We start from the raw sequence: 17,007 nt of genomic DNA, 5'->3' as shown, positions 1-17,007 counted from the left end.
GGCGGCAGAGCCGCACCGTGGTGCTCCATGAGAGTGTATTCATTGCAGCGCTGCGCTTTTCGGTTTTGCGATCACAGGATTGCGCCGGCTTCCTTCGCCTTCTCGATGTCATCCCAGTCGATGCCGAGCTCCATCAGAATCTCCTCGGTGTGCTGACCGTGTTCGGGCGAGCGGGCCGGCGGCGGCGGGGTCTCGTTGAATTGGACCGGTGCCGCGACGGTGCGGTATTCATTGCCGCGGTCGTCGACGTTGGTGATGACGTATCCGTTGGGTTCGACCTGCGGGTCGGCCAGCGTTTCCCTCGACGTCGCGTACGGCGCCCACACGCCGGGTTCGTCGGCCAGCGCCTTCTGCCAGTGCTGCAGGTCTTCCTCGGCGAAACGCTTGTTGAGAATGTCGATGGCCTCGGCACAGTTGGCGATGAGGTTGGCCGACGGGACGAACCGCTCATCGGTCGCCAGTTCGGGCAGTCCGACACGATGGCAGAACCCGGCCCAGAACTTGTCCGGCTGCAAGAAGACCAATTGCAGCCAACGTCCGTCGCGGGTCTTGTAGCGGTTGACCACCGGGTTGAACGCCACCCCCGGCGGCGCACTTGGCATCCCGTCGGCGTCGAACAAGTCGGCGACCGCGATCGAGGGCGCACTAGCCCACATCGCCTGGGCCAGAAGGGAAGAGTCCACCACCGAGCCCTCACCCGTGCGCTCGCGGTGGAACAGCGCCGCGCACACGCCGCCGGCCAGGGTCGCCCCGGCCTGCAGGTCGCCGAAGGCCGGTCCCTGGCTGGCCGGGAAGTCGGCTCCGAACGGGGTGAGCGTGTAGCCGACACCGCCGCGCGCGAGGTACGTGGCGCCGTCGAAGCCGCCCTGGTCGCTGTCCGGTCCGCGAACCCCCAGGCCGGACCCCCGGGCGATGATGATCGTGGGATTGAAGGCACGGATGTCTTCGACCGTCAGCCGGGCGCGCTCCAATGCGCCCGGCAACCAGTTGGTCAGCAGGACATCGGCGGTGGCCAGCAGCTTGCCGAACATCCCCCGGCCGAGTTCGGACTTGAGATCCAGAGCCAGGCTGCGCTTTCCGCGATTGCCGAGTTCCATCATGAAGTCGACGTCAGCCCGGGCGACATCGCGGGTGAAGCCACCGACCACCAGCGCGCGGCTCGGGTCGCCGAATTCGACGCTCTCGACCTTGATGACGTCGGCGCCCCAGTCGGCCAGGGCGGCCCCGGCAGATGGCACGTAGGTCCACGACGCCATCTCGACGACGCGAATTCCGGTGAGCACCCCTGGCATAGACATCCCTTCTCGGACGAGCGTTGACACAACGTTACCGTAAGACATACGGTTGTAATCCACAACGCTGGTGTTCGTTGGATTACGCGGGGCCGCAGGTGGAACGAGCAGAGGACCACGAAGCAGTGTCATGGAGTTGAACGTCAAGCCGGTGCCGATCCCGGATCCGGTGAGCGCCTACTACTGGGAGAAAGCCACAAACGGCACGCTCACCGTCCAAGGATTCGAAGGGCTCGACATCCGCCAGCATCCGCCGGGGCCCACCCCGGAGATTCCCGGCGGCGGCCCGGCAGATGCGGTACCCGTCGCGGTGGAGGTCAGCGGTCGCGGCACCCTGTTCTCGTTCACGGTGCTGCGCCAGCCGTTCCATCCCGGGTTCCTGGACGCGATCCCGTTGCTCATCGGATTGACCGAACTGGACGACGCCCCGGGCGTTCGGATCATGACCAACATCGTCGAGGCGGATCCGGACGAACTGAGCATCGGCATGGCGATGGAGGTGGTGTTCGAACCGCGTGGTGATCTGGCGATCCCGCAGTTCCGCCCGGTCCGGACGCCGCAGTGACACAGGGCAAGGCAGCCGTCGTCGGCGTCGGCTATTCGAGCGTGCACCGGGCCAAGGGGGTCGACGGGCGGGGCCTGGCCGTCGACGCCGCCCGCGCCGCGATCGCCGATGCAGGCCTGCGGATCTCCGATGTCGACGGGATCTTCGAGTACGCAGGCAATGAGCAGTCCTACGACATCGCCAAGATGCTCGGCGTCGAAAACCTGGTTGCCTTCGGCGATTTCGGCCCGTGGGGCCCCTCGGCGATGAGCTCGGTGGTCGGCGCCCACATGGCAGTCCAGTCCGGCGCCTGCGAGGTCGCGCTGGTGGTCCGCTCGGTCACCCGGGAGTGGGGCCAGCAGTCGGCGGAGAAGATGCTGCCGCCACCGTCGGGCATGTGGCAGTGGGATCTTCCCTACGGTATCGCCGGCGGGATGATCCCGGTGATGGCGATGAAGATGCGCCGCAGATTCGCCACCCTCGGCGGCAGTGAAGAAGATTACGGCCACGTCGCGGTCAACGCGCGGCGTTGGTCGAGCCTCAACGAACGCGCCGTCTTGCGGGACCTGATCACGATGGACGACTATCTGAACTCACGGATGGTCTCAGATCCCGTGCACCTCTTCGATTGTGACTATCCGGTCACCGGCGCCTGTGCCGTCGTCATCACCAATGCCCAGCGGGCGGTGGACACCCCCAAGCCGCCGGTCTGGATCGACGCGATCGCGATGGGCACCGGATGGAAACCGGATTGGACCTACACCGACGACTTTCTGTTCGGCGGGACCCGGCCGTGCGCCGACACCATGTGGAAACGCGCGTCGGTGTCCCCGGCTGATGTCGACGTCGCGCAGCTGTACGACGGATTCACGCATATCACCGTGTCCTGGATCGAGGCGATGGGGTTCTGCGGCATAGGCGAATTCGGCGACTGGGTCGACGGCGGCGCCGCGATCGGGCCGGGTGGCGCACTGCCGTTGAACACCCAGGGCGGCCAGCTCGCCGAGGGACGCCTGCACGGGATGAGCTTCCTGGCCGAGGGGGTTGCTCAGCTGCGCGGTGAATGCGGCACGCGCCAGGTACCCGATGCCCGGGTGGCCGTCGTCGCCAATGCCCATGGACCACACTGCGCCTCAATGGTGCTGACCGCATAACCAGGAGCAGCAATGACAACAACGTCAACGGAATCCACAGCGCTCAACCTGCGTGCGGCCGGACGCGCGGAAACGCGGATGTTCATCGACGGTGAGCTCCGTGATGCACAGTCCGGCAAGCACTTCGACAACATCAGCCCGGCTACCGGCGCGGTGCTGGGCACCGCCAGTGCGGCAGGCCCCGAGGACATGACGGCGGCGATCGCCGCGGCGCGACGGGCGTTCGACACCACCGACTGGAGCACCAACCACGCGCTACGCAAGCGGTGTCTGGTGCAGCTGCAGGAAGCGTTGGAGAAGGAAGCCGAGGATCTTCGCGAAGAGATCATCGCCGAAGTCGGTGCGCCACTGATGACGACGCTGATGGCCCAGGTCGACTGGCCGCTGGCCGATGCCTTGACGTTTCCGACCGAACTCATCGACTCGTTCGCGTGGACGCGTGAGTTGGGCGTCGGCAAGGCCGGCGACGGACAGCGCAGGGTGGTCAAGGAGCCGGTCGGTGTGGTGGCCGCGATCGCACCATGGAACTACCCGTTCGAGATCGTGTCCAACAAGCTGGGCCAAGCCCTGGCGACCGGGAATACCGTTGTGCTCAAACCGGATCCGAACACGCCGTGGACATCGACGCGGCTGGGACGGATCATCGCCGAGCACACCGACATCCCACCCGGCGTCGTCAACGTCGTGCCCACACCGGACAACGCAGTGGCCGAGCTGCTGGTCACCGATCCTCGCGTCGATCTCATCTCCTTCACCGGGTCGACGGACGTCGGGCGCCGGATCGCAGGCCGGGCCGCCGAGACACTCAAGCGGGTGTTCCTGGAGCTGGGCGGCAAGTCCGCGCTCGTGATGCTCGATGACGCCGACCTGGACGTGGCCATCCCCCAGACCGCCCAGGTGTGTTTCCATGCCGGCCAGGGCTGTGCGGTGAACTCCCGGCTACTGGTACCGGCCCATCGCTACGACGCCGTGGTCGCCCGGGTGATCGAACTGTTCGAGATGTTCAAACCCGGTGACCCGGCGCGCGCCGACACCCTGCTCGGGCCGGTGATCAACCCCAAGCAACGGGATCGCATCCTCGGATTCATCGACCGCGCGAAAGCCGCTGGCGCACAAGTACTCACCGGCGGTACGACCCCGACCGACATGCACCCCGAGCTGGCCGGCGGCAACTACGTGCTCCCCACCTTGATCGCCGCCGTCGACAACGCCGCCGAGATCGCCCGCCAGGAGGTGTTCGGCCCGGTGATGGTGGTGCTCCCCTACTCCGACGACGCCGAGGCGCTGGCGCTGGCCAACGACAGCGACTACGGACTGTCGGGATCGGTGTTCACCACCTCGCCGGACCGGGGTATGGAGTTCGCCAATCGGGTTCGGGCGGGATCGTTCAGTGTCAACGGCGGACTGTTCTACGGCGCCGACGCCCCGTACGGCGGCTACAAGGCCAGCGGCATCGGGCGGCAGAACGGTATCGAAGGCTTCGAGCAATACCTGGAGACCAAGACCATCGGCTACCTGTGAGCCACCCAAAAACACTGTAAAAAACCAACACTAGGGAGAACCCCCATGGGACGAGTTGACGGCAAGGTCGCCATCATCAGTGGCGCGGCGCGCGGCCAGGGCCGGTCGCATGCACGATTGTTGGCGGCCGAGGGCGCCGACATCATCGCCATCGATATCTGCGCCGACATCGAGACCAACGACTACCCGCTGGCACGGCCCGAAGATCTCGACGAGACGGCTCGCCTGGTCGAGAAGGAAGGGCGCAACGCCTACACCGCGATCGTCGACGTACGCGACCGCAACGCGGTTGCCGACGCGATCGACGCCGGGGTGGCTGAATTCGGCAAGCTCGACATCGTCGTCGCCAACGCCGGCATCGCCCCACTGACCAAGGGTGGCCCGCGCCAAGCGTTCGTCGACGCCGTCGACGTCGACCTCCTCGGGGTGCTGAACCTGGTGCACGCCAGCCTCAAACACCTCACGGCAGGTGCTTCGATCATCGCAACGGCGTCGCTGGCGGCATCGCTGGCGTCGCAGAACACCAGCGGGATGGACGCCGGTCCGGGCGGCGCCGGATACGGGTTCGCCAAACAGATCGTCGCGCACTACGTCAACAACCTGGCCCTGCAGCTGGCGCCCGAGTTCATCCGGGTCAATGCCGTGCACCCGACCAATGTCAACACCCCCATGCTGCACAGCGCGCCGATGTACGCCGCATTCCGGCCCGATCTGGAAAACCCGACCCGCGAAGACGCCGAGCTGACCTTCCCGATCATCAACGCCATGCCGGTGCCCTACGTCGAACCCGAGGACATCAGCGAGGCGGTGCTATATCTCGCATCGGATGCCGCGCGCTACGTCACCGGCCAGCAGCTGCGCATCGACGCCGGCGGCGCGATCAAAGCGCTCCCCTGGTCGGGCTAGCCCTCCCCCACAAGCGATAGGACACCACAGCAGTGAAGTTCGGCATCACCCTGGCCAGAGCCAATCCCGGAATCTGGAGCACGCTGACCCGCCGCGCGGATGAACTCGGATTCGAATCCGTTTGGATCCCAGAACATCTGGTGCTCCCGGCCAATATCAGCGGTAGCCCACATCATGGTGCCGAGCATCCGCCGATCCCGCCGCAGACACCGGTCTTCGACGCCCTGAACTACCTGTCGTTCCTGGCCGCACAGACCACCGCCATTCGGCTGGGGACGCACGTCTACAACATCGGGCTGCGCCACCCGTTCGTCAGCGCCCGCGCCGCGGCCACCCTCGACGTGCTGTCGGGAGGCCGGTTCGACTTCGGGATCGGCGCCAGCTGGTTGCGCGAGGAGTGGGACGCCGTCGGGTGGGACTTCAACACCCGCGGCGCCCGAGTCGACGAGGCACTGGAGATCTGCAAGGCGTTGTGGACCGAGCCGACGGTGGCGCTGCAGGGCCGGTTCTTCAGCTTCGACGAGGTGATGTTCGAACCCAAGCCGGTGCAGCCGGGCGGTCCGCCGATCCACGTGGGTGGCGACGGCAAGGCGGCGCTGCGCCGCGTCGCCCGCTTCGGTGACGGCTGGATACCGATGAACCACACCCCCGACATGCTGCCGGCGTCATTGCGAACGCTCGACGAGCTGTGGATCGAAAACGGCAGGCTGGGTCGCCCACAGGTCACCATGAGCTACACGGTGACCAGCATCGACGACGTCAAGAAGCTTGCGGACGCCGGACTGGACCGGGTGATCGTCGACCCCTGGCAGCGCACCAGCGGGGCACTTGACGGGATTGCCCGGTTTGCCGACGAAATCATGAGCAAGATGTGAGACGACCGAAGCGACGAGGGGACGGCGATGACTGAACGCGCAGCGATTCTGCGTGCGATATCCGAACCACTTCGGCTCGAGGACATCCAGCTCGCCTCGCTGGCGGCCGGACAGGTCCGGGTGCGCATCGCCGCCAGCGGCGTCTGCCATTCCGACCTGTCCCAGGCCACCGGCTTGCTGCCGGCCGGTACGCCCTGCGTTCTCGGCCACGAGGGCGCGGGGATCATCGAGGCGGTCGGGTCCGAGGTCACCCACGTCAAGCCCGGCGATCATGTCGCGATCGCCTGGATCGCCTCGTGCGGGCGGTGCTGGTACTGCTATCGCGGCGAGGTCCATCTGTGCCGCAACGCGATTCGCGATGTCTACTCCATGCCGTATGCCACCGACACCGAGGGCACCGCGCTGTTCACGTCCATGGGGGTGTCGAGTTTCGCGACGGCCACCAACTGTCTGGCGCGGGCCGTCGTCAAGATCGACGACGACATCCCGCTGGACATCGCCTCACTCGTGGGCTGCGGGGTCGCCACCGGCGCCGGGGCGGCACTGAATACCGCTCCGGTGCAACATGGCAGTTCGGTGGCGGTGATCGGCATGGGCGGTGTGGGTCTGGCGGTCCTGATGGCCGCGCGGGTGCGGGGCGCGGCCGAGCTGATCGCCGTCGACCCGGTGGCGTCTCGCCGCGAGATCGCCGTCGAGCTCGGCGCCACACACGTGATCGATCCCAGCAGCGAGGATGTCGTCGCACAGGTCAAGGCGCTCACCGGCCGCCGGGGTGCCGACTACGTGTTCGAGGCCGTCGGACGAGCCGCGACAATCGAAACCGCGTTCGCCGCCACCCGCCCGGGCGGCACCACCTGCGTGGTGGGTGCGGCATCGCCGGCCGAGAAAATCTCGCTGCCGGCTCACGATCTCTACATCCAGGGCAAGACGGTGGTGGGCTGTCAGTACGGATCGGTGGTGCCGGGCCGGGATTTCCCGATGCTGCTGAACTTGTGGCGCTCCGGCGCACTGCCGTTGGACAAGCTCATCACCCGGCGGATCAGGCTCGACGACGTCAACTCCGCTTTCGATGACCTGGTGAGCGGCAGCGGAATTCGATCAGTGATCGTCAACGACGAAGTGAGGGTGTAGTAGAGATGACCAACACCGACGCGTGGCGGCAGTACCCGTATGACCTGGTGGCCGGCGAACCGCAGATGCAGTTCCCCGCCGCCGAAGGTACGCACCCCGAATTCCAGTCCGACACCTGGTATTTGGCTGGGCATCTGACCGGAACCAAATCCGGTCGCCGGTTTGCGTTCATCACGATCTTCAACCGCAACAGGCCGGCAGACAACATCGTCGCCGACTTCTACACGTTCGCCTTGTTCGACACCGACAACGGCGTGTACGGCACCTACACCGACTACGACATGCCACCGAAGAACATGGTGCCGGGCGCCGTTCCGAAGCTGACAAGCGCCGAGGGTCACCTGGACCTCCGCTACGACAGCAGCGCGGGCACCGTCCTGTGGTGGACCAACCTCGATGCCGACGGCGAATTGGTGCCCTACACCTACGATTACGACGCAGTCGGAACCGACCAGGACGGCGCGCCGATGAGGCTGACGCTTCATCTCACGCCGACCAGAGGCCCGGTTCCGGTCGGGGGTTCGGTGCACAACGGACGCATCGTCGCGTGCCTACAGGATGACACGTACTCGTACTTCCAGACCGGTCTGACGATGACGGGCACCCTGCAGTGGGGTGACATCTCCGAAGAAGTGCACAGCGATTCGGCCCACATCGACCGGCAGTGGTTCCCTCGCTATGCCGGCGGCGGAGGTACGGGCGGTGACGCTCGCGGCCAGGCCCACGAATGGCACACCATCGCCCTCGACAACGGTGTCGATCTCAGCGTGTGGCGCCAATATGACCGGCGCGGCGGAAATGTGTTGGTGCCGTTCACCGGTATCACCGCGACGTATGAGGACGGGACGCCGCCGGAATGTGTCGACGACCTCGACGTCACCACCACCAGCTATGTGCGCTGGCCCGACGAGGTGCGCAGTTTGATGAAACCGCTTGCCCAGGCGCGTTATATGCCGGAGCGCCACATCGTTCGGTCGAAGACCCTGGACCTGGAGCTCGTGGGCGAGCCGCTGGTGCGCGCACCCGGCCACGCGCTGCCCATCGAATATCAAGAGGGCCCCTACGGCTACGTGGGCACCATGGGCGGCGAACCGGTCACCGGCGTCGCGCTCTACGAGGCGTCCAACGCGATGTACCGCGATTGGGAACTCATCGACGTCCTGGAGACCCAAATCGCCTACCACCACGTCGGTTCCGCCGGGCTCAGCGATGATCTGTCCGCGGCCCGGTCCTTGATCGCAGGCAACGACAAGCCCGCGACGATCGCACATCTCGACGAGACTCTGCGCGCGCAACTGGCCGGGCTCGACGCACCCATCTCCACCGAGCTGACCCAGTTGCTCGAGGGACTGATCGAGGCGGTCCGCAATGACCTCCACTAGTGCACGGTCACCGCTCGCCCCGCGCCCGTCATCGGTGCATCCCGCTGGCTCAACCCCCGGGCAGGCTCACGTGCATTCGATGATCGTCGTCATCGATCAGATCGGCGATGCCGTCCGCGTCATCGGCGGATGGCTGTGCGACCGGGTCTGGGCCGGATGGGACGTCACAGCGTGGGTGCCCGCCGGTTGCGACACCACGCCACTGCGGATACTCGGCGTGCCTGCCGTAGCGCTCGATGGCGATCCCTGGCCGGCCCGGCGGCCCGCGGCGATCGCCGTCGGCTGTGACCTGACGTCGTTGCCGTCCGCGCTGCACACGAAGGTCGACGTCGTGATCCGCGACCCCAGAACCGAAGTCACCGTGTGGGGCGACCGGCGGCCCCTGTCCGGCAACCGTCTACACGATGTGCAGCACCGGCTCAGCGCGGCCGCGGTCGCGTTCAAGACCCAAGCTCTGCACGCCGCGTCGCTGTCCGGGACCTGCGCGTCGACGGAGAACTTCCTCAGCTACACGCCACAGTCGCGCACCGCACCGTCGGCCCCTAGCCGTTGGGCTGCAACAGGATCGGCAGTTTGATCGTCTCGCGCAACAGTGTCGAGGCACCCATTTCCACGCCGTCGAGTACCTGGTAGTCCGGCCACCGGCGCAGGATCTCGGTGAACACGACCTTGGCCTCCAGCCGGGCGAGCTGTGCGCCCAGGCAGAAGTGCTCACCGACGCCGAAGGCCAGATGCGGGTTCGGTGAGCGTGTCACGTCGAAGGCATCGGCGGTCTCGCCGAACACCGTCTCGTCGCGGTTGGCCGCGGCGTACAGCATCACCATGTAGGCGTCTTCGGGGACCTGCGTGCCACCGATCTCGACCGGGCAGGCCGCCGTCCGTCCCATCGCCAGAATCGGTGTGACCCAACGCAACATCTCTTCGACAGCAGCCGGGATCAGCGACTCGTCGGCGGCCAGCGCGGCGCGCTGATCGGGATGCTCGGCCAGTGCCACCAGCCCGCCGCTGATCAGATGCCGGGTGGTCTCGTTCCCGGCGACCAGCAGGCTCATGCAGAAGCCCAGCTGTTCGCTGCGAGTCAATTCGGCGTCCGCGGTGATCGCCGTCAGAAGATCCTCCGGCGGTTCGGGCTCGGCGATCCGGGCGTCGAGTTTGGTATTGAAATAGCCGAAAAAATCGATGGCGGCCATCGCCCGCGGATCGGTCGGATCGGTCGCGGCGATCGCGATCGCGTCCGACCACTTGCGGAAGGTCGGCATGTCCTCGGCGGGCACGCCGAGCATGTGGGCGATGATCAACAGCGGAACCGGCGCGCTGATCGCATCGATGGCGTCGATCGGCACTGTCGGGTCGATGTCGTCGAACACCGAGGCCACGATCGATTCGACCAGATCCGCGAGTTGCGCGACGCGGCGAACGGTGAAGCCCCTGTTGACGATTCGGCGCATGGTGACATGACGGGGCGGATCGACGTAAAGGATCGAGTCATTGCCCGACACTTCCCTTTTCACGTCACCGATGAGGACGCCCTTGGAGGAGATGTAGGCGGCGGGGTCCCTGCTCATCTCGCTGATCTGGGCGTGACCGGTGACCGCCCAAAACCCGGAGTCGGGCAATTCGGCGACGGGACAACGACGACGCAATTCGGCCAACTCCCCGTCGGGGCCGTCGCGCCAGAATTCCGGATCGTCGATCTTCGGAGCCGTCATCACGTACCTTCCGCCGGGCCAAACCGATCAACCGTATCAATTACGGTAAGCATACAAAACCGTGTCCCGGGGTCGGCATACGGTCAACCGGTCGGCAGTCCGACGATGGCACGGATCTGACGGAGCGCGGACGATGAGTCGCGATCGGGGAACGAGTAATGGCTCAGTGCGGTGCGTGCGATCGCCGCGGCGATATCGCGCGGTGCCGCGTTCAGTTCGACGCCTTCGCGCTGACACTGCCGGATCACGCCGACAAGCCCTTCGGTGATCACCGGCAATGCCCCGACGATCTGATCGTGGGCGAATCGCGGTTCCAGATCGACGACCCGCCGGGGCGGTTGTTCGAGGAGCACCGTGGCCACGACGTCGAGCGCGGCCTCCAGGCGGGCCTGGCCGGTCCGGCCGTCCATCGCCTTTTCCACTGCGGCATTGAAGCGCTGATACTCGTACTTGCCGAGGGCGTCGATCAGCTCCTCTTTGGACAGAAAGTAGCGGTAGATGCTCTGGCGCGACACGCCCGCGACCGCAGCCACTTCCGTCAGCGACAGCTTGCGCATCCCGGACTGCAGGACCAGTCGGCGCGCGGCGTCAAGGATCCGTCCGGTCAGATCGCCGTGATCTGACCGGCTGTTCTCGGCGGCGCTTGTCATGTCAATCGCCCGATTTTACGCAGCCAGGGAATGTAGGCGCGCAGTCCGTCGTCGAACGAGATCGGGTCGTACCCCAGCCGGCGGGTGGTGGGATTGTCCGCGGAGCGGGCCAGGCGGGCATCCTTGGCCGCGGCTTCGGCGATCGCCATCAGCGTCGGGCCGAACTCCGCGGTCAAGCGCTCGGGATCGGTGCGGTAATCCAGGTCCTCGACGCTGTGGTCGATGCCGGCGATCTCGCAGGCGCGGTTGATCCCCGCGGCGGTGCTGATGGTGTCTTCCGGGCGACCGATCAGCAGGTAGCGCTCGCCGGCGACACCACGGTCCAGCGCTGCGATCGACCCGCGTGCGACATCGGCCCCCGCAACCCACGTGACCGGGAAGGCGAGGTACCGGGAGATACGGCCGCGCAGACCGGCCAGCAGAACACGGTTGAAGCTGGTGCGGTGCAGGGCCCGCTCGACGACGACGCCCGGTCCGAAGATCGCGCCGGGGTGACAGGTGACCACGTCCTCGCCGGCGGCGGCGCGTTCGTGGGCCTCCAGAAAGGCCGCCAACTTGGTGACCGTGTAGGGGTCGTCCGGTGGGTTCGCCAGCACCGGAGCCTCTTCGAACTCTTTGTCGGTGGTCAAGTCGATGAACGTGGCGGTGCTCAACGCGACGACGCGACGCATGCCCAGCTTCTGGCCCGCGTCAAGGACATTGGTGGTGCCGGTCATGTTGACCGCCTTGAAATCGTTGATGTCCTGGCTCGCGCCGCCGAGCAACGCCGCGCAGTGGATGGCCGCCTCGGCACCGGCCGCCGCACGCAGCACATCGTCCGCGTCGCTGATGTCGCCCTTGATCAACTCGACGCCCAGCGCGGCGAGCGCCTGGGCCTCGTCGGGATTGCGCACCAGCGCCCGCACGTGATCGCCGCGCTCGATCAGCTGCTCGCAGACGTTGCCGCCGGTCTGGCCGGTACCTCCGGTGACGAAGATCGTGGCGCCCATCGTTCCCTCTCGGTCTGTTACAAATATGACAATTTTCGTCCTGAATGTAACAGCCGAGCTGGGCATGGTCTACAGTCAGGAGCATGACTGTCGATCCTGCACAGATTCTGTTGACCGACCGGGTGGCCGTCGTCACCGGTGGAGGTGCCGGTATCGGACGCGGTGTCGCGGCCGGCCTTGCCGCGTTCGGCGCGCGCGTGGCGATCTGGGAGCGTGACACCGACAGTTGCGCGTCGGCGGCGCAAGAGATTGGGGCACTGGGCATTCCGACCGACGTCCGCGACAGCGGGCAGGTCGACGCCGCCCTGGCCCAGACCGAAGCCGAGCTGGGCCCGGTCACCATCCTGGTGAACAACGCCGGTGGCGTCTTCTACTCGGGCATCCTCGAGACATCCGAAAACGGTTGGGACGCCTTGTACAAGGCCAACTTGCGACACGTGTACCTGTGCACGCAGCGGGTGGCCAAAGCCATCGTGGCACACGGCCTCTCGGGCAGCATCATCAACGTCACCTCGATCGAAGGGGTGCGCGCCGCACCGGGTTATGCCACCTATGCGGCGGCGAAGGCCGGCGTGATCAACTACACCAAGACCGCCGCATTGGAGCTGGCGATGCACGGGATCCGGGTCAATGCCCTGGCGCCGGACATCACCATGACCGAAGGGATGATGCAGGTCGCCCCGCCAGGTGGTGAACGCCGCTTCGGCTTCACCGTGCCGATGGGCAGGGCCGGCCACGTCGACGAAATGGCCGGAGCCGCCGTGTTTTTAGCGTCCAGCCTGTCCAGTTATGTCACCGGGCAGACGATTCACGTCGACGGCGGAACGCAGGCCAGCAGCGGCTGGTATCACCACCCCGAGACCGGGGACTATGCGCTGGGGCCCAGCGCGTACTGACGGCTCAGACGAAGTCCGAGCCGCCGTCGACGTTGACGGTGGCGCCGGTGACGTACCCGTTGCGCCGTGACGCCAGATAGGTGGTGATTGAGGCGATCTCCTCGGGCAGCCCGGCGCGGCCGAGGTCGCACGGCTGGTGGAAGTTGTCGTCGATCCACTTCATCACGTGCACCGGATCGCTGGCGTCCAGACCGTCGGCGGCCAGGATGTCCTTCAGATTCTCGGTGAAGCTCGCGGTGACGATCGTGCCAGGACACACGCAGTTGACCAGAATGCCGTCCTTGGCAAGGCTTTTCGACAGGTTCTTGGTGATGCTGGTCAAGGCTGCTTTGGATGCGGTGTATGCCACGATGCGCGGGTTCTGGCGCTGGATCGAATGCGCCGAGAACGTCACGATGCGGGCCCACTCGGCCTTCCGCAGACTGGGCAGCGCGGCCCGGATCGAACGCACGCCGGACATGGTGCCGAGCCCGAAGGCGCTTTCCCAATCGGCATCCGTCATGTCCTCGAAGTACCCGTCCCCGGGGCCGATCGTGTGCACCAGGCTGTTGAGGCTCCCCCACCGCTCGGCGACCTCAGCGAAAGCCGTGGCGATGGAGTCCGCGTCGTTCATGTCGACGGAAATCCCCACCGCGTCAGGGGATCCGGCGGCACGCAGTGACTCGGCCGCGGCGTCCAGCGGCCCTTGGTCACGGGCCATGATGGCCACCCGCGCGCCCTCCTCGGCGAGGGTGCGGGCGATCGCCAGCCCCATCCCCTTGCTGCCGCCGGTGACCACCGCGGTCGCTCCAGCCAGTCCCAAATCCATTGCAATTCCCTTCGTCAGGTCGGTGTGGAATCGAATTCCCGTAGAACTTCTGCGATGGCGTCCGGTGCGACGCCAAGCCCGCGCAGACAGAACCGCACAACACGCTCGCGCAGACCGGTCAGCTCGCAATCGCCGGTGGCCCAGTGCCGCTCGACATTCGCCCACACCGTGCCCTGGATGCACAGCGCCTCGTTGGCGGGATCGATATCGGCGAAAGCGCCTGTCTCACTGCCACGTTCGAGCTGTTCACGAAGTGGCAGCAGGATCTCGGTGTAGGCCGGTCCGACGAGCTCGGGGTCGGCGAACATCTGCGACTGCGCTTCGAGCGACATTTTGCGCAGATCCGATCGGATCTGTTCGTTGAACGCCAGATCGAGCCGCCCGTCGATCCACTCGGCCACTGCGCGTACCGGGTCGTCATACTTGGCCATGCGGCTGCGCAACCGCAGCTTCTCGACACGCGCCATCTCTACGAACACCGCGGTCACGAGCTCGTTCTTGGAGTCGAAATGGCGATAGAACGCGCGCGTGCTCAGATTGGCCCGCTTGAGCACGCCGGCGATGCTCAATGCGCGAACGCCCTCTTCGCGCACCAATGTCGACGCCGCAGAAATGATCTCGACGCGCACTCGCGGATCGGGATCGAGTTTCTTGCGTCCAGCCGTGGATGTCGGTTGCATGGTCTGTCATCACCACGGTGCCGCTAGGCCGAGGCGTCGTACGCGGCGAGATAGTCGCTGAACGTCTCGCGCACCTGTTCGGGTGTCAGACCGTAGTCGGCCAGTTCGTAACTGTGGGTGCCACGATGTCCAGGCTGGTGCCCACCGGCCCAGTCCTGCACCCGGGCGCGCGACTCGTCCGAGAACGTCAGCCCCAGCTCGCTGTAGCTCTTGGCCACGGTGCCGACCGGGTCGGTTTGCAGATCGGCGAAGGAGACGTCGACGAAGCGGTCGTCGCCGAATTTCTTCCGGAAGTCCATAGCGCGCTTGATGCCTTCGGACCACCACGCCAATTGCTCGGCACCGAGTTCGGCGTTGTCCCGATAGTCGCTGCTCCAGCTGCGGACGTAGGCGATGAGGCTGCACACCGAACCGAGCACCTTGGCCGGATCCCGATGGCTCCACAGGAATTTGGCGTTGGGGTAGGTGTCGACGAAGGCGTCGAGCGCAAACATGTGCACCGGGGTGCGCAGCAGCCAGAGATTGGGCTTGCAGTGCCACTGCAGCAGTTTGAGGGCTTCTTTGTGGAACTGGTACGTCTCCCGCATATCGCAGTCCAGCAGCCACTCGACATAACTGGGCACCCGAACCACCCCGTCGAAGTGGAACGTCCGGAAGCTCATCCCCATCAGGTCCTGGCACTCGGTGGCGGCCTCGGCCTCGGAATTGATGATGGCCTTGAAGTCGGGGAACATCTGCTCGACCATCGCGATGCCCTCGGCCGCCTGCGCGATGCGGGGGTCGGTGCGCTGGGTGGCAGTCTCCGGTGGCGGGGTCGGTGCCTGAGATTCCCAGGTGCGCAGGAAGCGGAACTGCGGGTCGGCCGAAACCAGTTGTCCCAGAGCGGTAGTACCCGTGCGCGGCAGACCCAGTACGACGATCGGGCCGTCGACGACCTCGTCGTGAATCTCGGGGTGCGCCTTGAGGGTGTCGACGATCCGCAGCCGCTGCATCAGCGCGTTGCTGGTGGTGGCGTGCTGCATCACCCGCCCGAGGTCGTTCAGCTCGGCCTCGGTGTTGAGTGCGTCGACGGTGCGTTCGAGCCCCTCGCGGTAATAGGTGGACCCGAAGTCCGACAGACCGGTCGCGTCACGTGCACCGGCTTCGAGTTCGTCGGCGGTGAAACTCATCGAAGGAACCTTTCGGTGATGGCCCGGCGGCGGCGTGCGATGACGTCGGCGCGTTCGGCTGGGGTGGTCATCGTGGTGCCGCCGGGCAGCTCCGCAAGCACGGCACCGGCGTCCACGACGCGCGTCGCCGGCACCGGCGCGGATTCAGTCCGCACACAACGCAACAACAGTGCACCGTTGCTGTGGCCGGCCGTCTCCAGCCAGTTGGCCACCCCGGGGTCCTCGGCGCTGAGCACAAATCGGGCAATTCCGTCGGCGTCGATGACGGCCTGGTGCCCGTTGAGACTGGACTGGTGCCGTCCGTAATGAACGGTCTCCAGCCACGGGTTGCCGACCGAGATGCTCCAATACACACCCTTGGGCGGTTCGAATTCGATGATCAGCGCCTGTCCCGGATCTAGCGCGAACCTTCCTATGACAGGCCGATTTTCGGCCGCGGCACCCATCTCACTCATATCCGCGGGTTGAAGGAATCCATTGACGGGCGGCATCGCGCCGAAGTCAAGAAAGAACTTCAGATTGTCATAGACGAAGTCGCCGAGCGCGACGAGCTGACGGGACACGAACGTGGTCGGCTCGACAGTCCCGTGTGCGACGTCCGCCTTGGGACCGATCCGTTCGATGTCGAGCGAGGCGGGCACCTCGGTGTCCCAGTCGTAGAAGAAGTTCCGGACCGTGAGCGTCGGATGCTCGCCGGTGAGTTTGATCCAGTTGCCGTCGTGTTCATCCGCGGACAGGATCGCCTCGAAGGTGCCGTCGGGATTGACGTCCAGATCGTCGACCAGGTAGTTGGCGGTCGCGGCGATGCCGTCCATGGTCTGGATGCCCACGTAGCGGGCGGTGCCCCGTGAGCCGTAGAGCCGGTAGGTCTCCCCCGCCCGCATGCTGGCGTTGAGGTAGACGCAGTCGGGGCATTCCAGACCCCAGGTGACGATGTCGTCCATGCTCGCCCGCTGCACCGACAGCACCGGATCGGGATCGGCGCGCAACGCCATATCGATGCCGACCGTCAGCAGGATCATCAGGTGCCGCATGCCAGCGGCGAAGTCGATGCTGTTCTTGTTCACCGGATCGGACATGACCAGCTGTGATGCGGCCTCGAGCCGCTCTTGGAGATGCGCCCATGCGGCAGGTAGTTCGACGTCGTTGCCGGTGCCGGACAGGGCCGCCTCGGCGATGGAGTGCGGCAGCCAGGACAGCGGATTCTTCCACGCTGGCTGGTCCGAGTCGGCGGCCACGTCGCACTCCTTCGCTTCCGCTGCTATGCGGCTGGAGATTTCGAAAACGTCGTTTTCGATTTA

Annotated in this window: 17 protein-coding genes; 9 read left to right on the top strand and 8 right to left on the bottom strand. The window is 66.0% G+C overall.

Going from position 1 to position 17,007, the window contains the following annotated elements:
• Positions 1 to 71 precede the first annotated feature (71 nt).
• Positions 72 to 1,292 (bottom strand): CaiB/BaiF CoA transferase family protein, encoded by a 1,221-nt coding sequence (locus EV580_RS29510; protein ID WP_133696798.1) that lies wholly within the window; start codon positions 1,290 to 1,292, stop codon positions 72 to 74.
• 130 nt (positions 1,293 to 1,422) lie between these two features.
• Here EV580_RS29510 and EV580_RS29505 point away from each other — a divergent pair, with 130 nt between their 5' ends.
• From EV580_RS29505 to EV580_RS29470, 8 genes are all read left to right on the top strand, one after another.
• On the top strand, positions 1,423 to 1,857 hold the full coding sequence (locus EV580_RS29505) for a Zn-ribbon domain-containing OB-fold protein (RefSeq protein ID WP_133696103.1): 435 nt from the start codon (positions 1,423 to 1,425) through the stop codon (positions 1,855 to 1,857).
• Entirely contained in the window at positions 1,854 to 2,990 is a 1,137-nt protein-coding gene (locus EV580_RS29500) for a thiolase family protein (RefSeq protein WP_133696101.1), read from the top strand. The genes EV580_RS29505 and EV580_RS29500 overlap by 4 nt, the downstream gene beginning before the upstream one ends.
• A 12-nt stretch (positions 2,991 to 3,002) precedes the next feature.
• Positions 3,003 to 4,511 carry an aldehyde dehydrogenase family protein gene (locus EV580_RS29495; protein ID WP_133696100.1) on the top strand — a complete coding sequence of 503 codons (1,509 nt, stop codon included), beginning with the start codon at positions 3,003 to 3,005 and terminating at the stop codon, positions 4,509 to 4,511.
• A gap of 45 nt (positions 4,512 to 4,556) precedes the next feature.
• Positions 4,557 to 5,417: a mycofactocin-coupled SDR family oxidoreductase gene (locus EV580_RS29490; protein ID WP_133696098.1), complete on the top strand. Its 861-nt coding sequence runs from the start codon at positions 4,557 to 4,559 to the stop codon at positions 5,415 to 5,417.
• A gap of 32 nt (positions 5,418 to 5,449) precedes the next feature.
• Positions 5,450 to 6,292: an LLM class F420-dependent oxidoreductase gene (locus EV580_RS29485; RefSeq protein ID WP_133696097.1), complete on the top strand. Its 843-nt coding sequence runs from the start codon at positions 5,450 to 5,452 to the stop codon at positions 6,290 to 6,292.
• Positions 6,293 to 6,319: 27 nt separating this feature from the next.
• Positions 6,320 to 7,423, top strand: a complete 1,104-nt coding sequence (locus tag EV580_RS29480) for a Zn-dependent alcohol dehydrogenase (RefSeq protein WP_133696095.1) — start codon at positions 6,320 to 6,322, stop codon at positions 7,421 to 7,423.
• Positions 7,424 to 7,428: 5 nt separating this feature from the next.
• Positions 7,429 to 8,805 (top strand): lipocalin-like domain-containing protein, encoded by a 1,377-nt coding sequence (locus tag EV580_RS29475; RefSeq protein WP_133696093.1) that lies wholly within the window; start codon positions 7,429 to 7,431, stop codon positions 8,803 to 8,805.
• 70 nt (positions 8,806 to 8,875) lie between these two features.
• The gene (locus EV580_RS29470) at positions 8,876 to 9,382 is read left to right on the top strand and encodes a hypothetical protein (protein WP_208114678.1); all 507 of its coding nucleotides are present in this window, start codon (positions 8,876 to 8,878) and stop codon (positions 9,380 to 9,382) included.
• Here EV580_RS29470 and EV580_RS29465 read toward each other — a convergent pair.
• From EV580_RS29465 to EV580_RS29455, 3 genes are all read right to left on the bottom strand, one after another.
• Entirely contained in the window at positions 9,348 to 10,514 is a 1,167-nt protein-coding gene (locus EV580_RS29465; protein ID WP_133696090.1) for a cytochrome P450, read from the bottom strand. The two genes, EV580_RS29470 and EV580_RS29465, sit on opposite strands and share 35 nt — an antisense overlap.
• 83 nt (positions 10,515 to 10,597) lie before the next feature.
• Positions 10,598 to 11,164: a TetR/AcrR family transcriptional regulator gene (locus tag EV580_RS29460; protein ID WP_133696088.1), complete on the bottom strand. Its 567-nt coding sequence runs from the start codon at positions 11,162 to 11,164 to the stop codon at positions 10,598 to 10,600.
• Positions 11,161 to 12,153: an NAD-dependent epimerase/dehydratase family protein gene (locus EV580_RS29455; protein ID WP_133696087.1), complete on the bottom strand. Its 993-nt coding sequence runs from the start codon at positions 12,151 to 12,153 to the stop codon at positions 11,161 to 11,163. The genes EV580_RS29460 and EV580_RS29455 overlap by 4 nt, the downstream gene beginning before the upstream one ends.
• An 83-nt stretch (positions 12,154 to 12,236) precedes the next feature.
• Between EV580_RS29455 and EV580_RS29450 the strand changes: the two genes are divergently transcribed.
• A complete protein-coding gene (locus tag EV580_RS29450) occupies positions 12,237 to 13,049 on the top strand; it encodes an SDR family NAD(P)-dependent oxidoreductase (protein WP_133696086.1) in 813 nt (270 codons plus the stop codon).
• A gap of 4 nt (positions 13,050 to 13,053) precedes the next feature.
• Here EV580_RS29450 and EV580_RS29445 read toward each other — a convergent pair whose 3' ends face one another.
• Genes EV580_RS29445 through EV580_RS29430 form a run of 4 tightly spaced genes read right to left on the bottom strand, consistent with a single transcriptional unit; the run spans position 13,054 to position 16,905 of the window.
• A complete protein-coding gene (locus EV580_RS29445) occupies positions 13,054 to 13,857 on the bottom strand; it encodes an SDR family NAD(P)-dependent oxidoreductase (RefSeq protein ID WP_133696085.1) in 804 nt (267 codons plus the stop codon).
• A 14-nt stretch (positions 13,858 to 13,871) separates the two neighbouring features.
• Positions 13,872 to 14,537: a TetR/AcrR family transcriptional regulator gene (locus EV580_RS29440; protein WP_166654948.1), complete on the bottom strand. Its 666-nt coding sequence runs from the start codon at positions 14,535 to 14,537 to the stop codon at positions 13,872 to 13,874.
• 23 nt (positions 14,538 to 14,560) lie between these two features.
• Positions 14,561 to 15,706: a sulfotransferase family protein gene (locus EV580_RS29435; RefSeq protein ID WP_133696084.1), complete on the bottom strand. Its 1,146-nt coding sequence runs from the start codon at positions 15,704 to 15,706 to the stop codon at positions 14,561 to 14,563.
• Positions 15,703 to 16,905: a DUF1214 domain-containing protein gene (locus tag EV580_RS29430; RefSeq protein WP_133696796.1), complete on the bottom strand. Its 1,203-nt coding sequence runs from the start codon at positions 16,903 to 16,905 to the stop codon at positions 15,703 to 15,705. Before EV580_RS29430 ends, EV580_RS29435 begins: the two co-directional genes overlap by 4 nt.
• Between the last annotated feature and the right edge of the window lie 102 nt (positions 16,906 to 17,007).

This window comes from Mycobacterium sp. BK086, from assembly GCA_004362315.1.
Taxonomy (GTDB): domain Bacteria; phylum Actinomycetota; class Actinomycetes; order Mycobacteriales; family Mycobacteriaceae; genus Mycobacterium.
This window is presented reverse-complemented; position numbering and strand designations above follow the sequence as displayed.